The organism is Achromobacter marplatensis, assembly GCF_002209535.1.
Lineage (GTDB): Bacteria > Pseudomonadota > Gammaproteobacteria > Burkholderiales > Burkholderiaceae_B > Achromobacter > Achromobacter marplatensis.
In genome coordinates, this window is sequence record NZ_NJIG01000001.1 from 14,805 (window position 1) to 19,281 (window position 4,477).

Genomic DNA, 4,477 nt, shown 5'->3' on the forward strand with positions numbered 1-4,477 from the left:
TGCGTGCATGGCGACACGCGCCGGCTATCCGGCCCGTGTGGGCGGCCGGCTTGATAACCATAATCGGGGGATCCGAATTCATGAAAATAAAAAAACTCATCGAAGAACGCCGCCAAGGCGAACGGGCTGCGGTCAGCGAGCGTGCCGACCCCTCGGATGCGGATTTGCTAGCCGCGCTGGACCAGTTGGATGGGGCGGAATTCAGTTCCATTGCGCTGGTGACGGAAGACGAAACCGTCATGGCGATCGGCGGCGGCGAGGGCGCCTATGTCGTGTCCATCACGCTGGATGACGACGCCCGTATCTATACGCTGGTCGATCCCGCCAAATCCGAGGACCACGACCAGGACGTCGTGGTCGGCGGCCAGTCGGGCAGCTATCAGCAATACCAGTGCGTGGACCGCGAGCTTGCTCTGGCGGCGGTCAGGCATTTCCAGCAGGCGGGCGAGCCCTCGCCCGAGCTGCAGTGGGTCAGCGAATAGGCGCGTCGCGTCCATTCCAAGCACGCCGCTAATCCCCGAAATCCGCTTCTGCCTTGCACCGCCTGCCCGCTATCCGCGGGCGGGCCCTGTCCCCGGCTACGACTAAAGTCCGATGCGCAGGCCATGCCGCCGGAGTAACTTCCGGTCGGAATCGGCGCATCGAAAAGTGGGTCAATCGGTAACTAATTGCGGTTTCATCCCCGCGAATGAATCACTACAGCCGGCATATTTCCCAAATTCCGTAGTCCGGAAAAATGGGGTCATTACCTGCGCGTGAAATATATCGATTTATGCCGCCCGTTGCCCGAATTAGCGCCGCAATTCCGGGTTTTCCGCAGTGCATATGCCTAGTTTCAGGGATAGACGAAATTTGTCAAAACCCGTCTAATTCTTGCGATTGTTCGTCCTAATGACGTATGGATTTTCTCAAGTTGGCGTGGTTCTGCGCGTGCATCAGCCTTGCCGAAAACTTGAACAAGTAACAAAAACCGGGTAAGGAGATTTTAATAATGTCAGCGACTGTGTTTTACGAACGGGCTGTTGCACTGGACCGTGCGGCGCATCAGAACACCAAAATCCAGATCCAGCCGGATCATTACGCCTTCGCGCTGGATACGAATGCCCTGCCTATCGCCGCCAGCGAATTTGCGGATGCCGGCCGTCATTACCCCATCGTTTTCGTGGGCGATGAAGCCGGCAATTTCCATGTGGCCGTGCTGCTGGGCCTGGAAGACAAGTCCAACCTGTTCGTGACCGAACTGGGCACCTGGAAGGCCGATACGTATGTGCCGGCCTTCGCACGCCGCTATCCCTTCGTGCTGGGCACCACGTCCGAGGCCGACCGTCTGGCCGTATGCATCGATGAGTCCTACCCAGGCATCAACACCGCCGACGGCGTGGCCTTGTTCGAAGACGGCAAGGAAACCGGCTACCTGACGCAGATGATGGAATTCTTGCGCGTGTTCCAGGGCGAAATGGAGCTGACCAAGAACATGGCCAAGCGCCTGAACGAGCTGGGCCTGCTCGCCGCCAAGACGATCACCATCTCGCAAACCGACGGCGACCGCTACCTGAGCGGCTTCTGGGTCGTGGATGAACAGAAGTTCGCCGGCATCGACGACGCCCGCGTGGTCGAATTGCAGCGCACCGGCATGCTGCGCCTGATCGAACTGCATCGCGCGTCGCTGGGCAACATCCAACGTCTGGCCATGCAGCTGGATGAGCAGCGCCGGGTGAAGGCGCAGCAGCAAAAGGACGTGGCGTCCAGCACCGACGCCGCGCCTGTCGAGTCCGCGGCCTGATCCGCCGTCAGGGCGATGCTGACCGCCTCCTTGACTCCCGCGATCGGTATGGCCTCGAGCCAGACTGACGCCGAGCCCGAGATCCATATCCCCCTGCACACGCTGCACGGGGAACCCCGGATCTGGGCGGACCGCCTGCTGTCCGTATTCAAGGGCAGGCAGATCGACGGGGTCGAGTGGTCGATGAAGTTTTCGGCCACCGGCCTGGTCGGCAACCGTTTCATGCTGGGCATCCAGCGTGAACACTGGCATCAGCTGGACCTGGCTACGCTCTCGCAGGCGCTGGCCATCCCGCAGTCGCTGTGGATGCGCGTGGTGCAAGACATGGAGCACGCACGCGCCATGTTCTTCGCCTACGAGCCCGACGGCGCGGCCGGCACCTACCGCGTGTATCTGGAATTCATGCCGACGCCCGACGCGTTGCGCCAGCACGGCGTTCTGCCGCTGGGCTGCGGGTACAAATGGCATCCGGCCACGCAGCGCGAAGCCGCCGTGACCGCCTACCGGATGCGGTATCTGGAAGACCGTGCGGCGTTCGACGCCCATCTGGCGCCGTACCTGGCCAAGCTTGCCAATCCGGTGCTGCGGCAGGTGGCGCAGGGCATCGTGGCACAGGCCTCTGCCCAGGCCGATCCGGCGGGTTTCATGTTTCTGGAAGTGGACGAGGCCGACACCCGGCGCGATTCGTTCACGCTCACCTTCCGTGGGGCGGATCTGCCCCTGCGGGCCTTCATCCCCGATCTCTTGCGACTGGCCGCCAGCCTGGCTTTGGCTGAAAGCGAGGTCCTGGGTTTTCTTTTGCCCGACGAACCGCGCAGCCTCTATAGCCTGGCTGCCGGCGCCGCGCGGGACGGACACGAGTTTCTGACTGTCTACTATGACTGACAACGACAAGCTTCTCTTCCGCCCGGCGCATGCGCGCAAGGGCCTGTTGGCGGTAGCTGTGCTGGCCGCGCTGAGCGTGGCGGGTTGCGCGTCGCAAGACCGGGCCGCTTCGGCGCCCGCCGCTGCGGCGCCTGCCCCTACCGGCGCCGCGTCCTCGGGCGTGCAGACGGAAAGCGGGTCGCTCAAGATCGGGCAGCATACGCCGCAGGAAGATTCCGGCTTCGGCAAGGCCACCCCCAGCGCGCAGATGGACGAAGTGCCGCCCACGCCCGCGCCGCGTTTCGACGAGAACACCGTGCTGCCCGCGCCTGCGTCCTACCTGGCGGAGAACATGCCGGCGTATAACGGCGCGCAGTTGCCCGACCAGTCCGACCCGATGACGCTGGACCAGGTCTACATGATGGCGCTGCAGAACGATCCGCAACTGCAAGGCGCTTATCAGGAACTGCAAGCGGTGGGCTATGGCGTGATGTCCGCGCGCGCGGGCCTGTTGCCCAGCGTCAGCGGCGAGGTCAACCGCAGCCGCGTTCGCCAGAACGTGGTCGACAGCGAAAACGCCGTCTATCAGACAGGCCGCGCGAGCTGGGCCGAAAACGGCTGGGCGCTGACCCTGAACCAGCCCATCTTCGAACTGGGCGCCTATCACAAGTGGCGTCAGTCGCAGGATGCCGAGCGCAAGGAAGTGGCCAGCTACGCCTACGCGCAGCAGGACCTGATGCTGCGCACCGCCACCGCTTATCTGAGCGTGCTGGCCGCCCAGGATCAGATCGAACTGACCGAGGCCGAGCGCCGCACGACCCAGAAGCAGAAGGAATTGGTCCAGGCGCGCTATCACAGCGGCCAGGAAACCCGCGTGGGCCTGAGCGAAGTGCAGGCCCGCCTGGACATCCAGGACGCCAACACCTTGCTGGCCAGGAACGATTACCTGGACAAGCAGCAAGCCGTCCAGGAAATCGTCGGCTACGGCAATCTGAAGCTGCGCCCCGTGCGCAAAGACCTGCCGATGACGCTGCCCGTGCCCAACGACCCCCAAGCCTGGTTGCGCACGGCGCTGGACCAGAACTGGTCGATCCGCGCGGCCTCGGCCGGCGTGGCGGTGGCCGAAAAGGAAGTGTCGGTGCAAAAGGCCGGCTACTACCCCAGCGTGAATCTGCGCGCCTCCACCGGCCGCAACGAAACCGGCGGCAGCCTGTTCGGCGGCGGCAGCACGGTGGCCGACACGCGCTTTACCGTGAACCTGTCCGTGCCGATCTTCCAGAGCGGCTACACGTACGGCATGAGCCATGCGGCGGCCAGCCGCCTGAGCGCGGCCTCGTCCGACCTGAGCCTGACGCGCCGCAAGGTGCAGCGCCAGCTGTTCTCGTCGTTCCAGAACATCGTGATCGGCATCGACCGGATCAAGGCGCTGAACAGCTCGGTGGAATCCTTTGAATTGGCGTTGAAGCTGAAGGAAGAAGGGTTTCAGGCTGGGCTGAACGACATCGTCAGCGTGCTGGATGCCACGCGCAATCTGTACAACGCGAAGCGTCAGCAGGCTGAAGCCGGATACAACTTTGTGCTGGACGGGCTGAAGCTGAAGCAGGCCGCCGGCACGCTGAGCGCGGCGGATATCGCGGCGATCAGCCAGCAGATGCTGTAGCGCTGTAGCGGTAGAGCGGCAAGGGGCGCGCGGCAGTTCGCTCGCCCTGGCAAGGAACGCAAGAGCAAGGCCACGCAAAAGCAGGGCCATCCGGGGGGGCTACCGGATGGCTGCGAATCGTTTAATTCAGGGCGTTTCAGGCGCCCGCCAAACAAGTGTCGAGCGACGAT

General features: G+C 63.4%; 4 protein-coding genes. All 4 read left to right on the forward strand.

The window, feature by feature from the left end:
- Window positions 1-80 precede the first annotated feature (80 nt).
- The 4 genes from CEY09_RS00085 (at window position 81) to CEY09_RS00100 (ending at window position 4,307) form a co-directional block, all read left to right on the forward strand.
- A complete protein-coding gene (locus tag CEY09_RS00085) occupies window positions 81-482 on the forward strand; it encodes an Imm1 family immunity protein (RefSeq protein WP_088587080.1) in 402 nt (133 codons plus the stop codon).
- 509 nt (window positions 483-991) lie between these two features.
- Entirely contained in the window at window positions 992-1,783 is a 792-nt protein-coding gene (locus tag CEY09_RS00090; protein ID WP_088587081.1) for a SapC family protein, read from the forward strand.
- Between the two features lie 48 nt (window positions 1,784-1,831).
- Window positions 1,832-2,668 (forward strand): hypothetical protein, encoded by an 837-nt coding sequence (locus CEY09_RS00095; protein WP_234818184.1) that lies wholly within the window; start codon window positions 1,832-1,834, stop codon window positions 2,666-2,668.
- Entirely contained in the window at window positions 2,661-4,307 is a 1,647-nt protein-coding gene (locus CEY09_RS00100) for a TolC family outer membrane protein (RefSeq protein ID WP_006227063.1), read from the forward strand. The genes CEY09_RS00095 and CEY09_RS00100 overlap by 8 nt, the downstream gene beginning before the upstream one ends.
- The last annotated feature ends 170 nt before the right edge of the window (window positions 4,308-4,477 follow it).

What these genes read in the sequence shown, in the direction of transcription:
- CEY09_RS00090 (WP_088587081.1), top strand. Translation starts at nt 992, where the DNA reads ATGTCAGCGACTGTGTTTTACGAACGGGCTGTTGCACTGGACCGTGCG.
- CEY09_RS00100 (WP_006227063.1), top strand. Translation starts at nt 2,661, where the DNA reads ATGACTGACAACGACAAGCTTCTCTTCCGCCCGGCGCATGCGCGCAAG.
- CEY09_RS00085 (WP_088587080.1), top strand. Translation starts at nt 81, where the DNA reads ATGAAAATAAAAAAACTCATCGAAGAACGCCGCCAAGGCGAACGGGCT.
- CEY09_RS00095 (WP_234818184.1), top strand. Translation starts at nt 1,832, where the DNA reads ATGGCCTCGAGCCAGACTGACGCCGAGCCCGAGATCCATATCCCCCTG.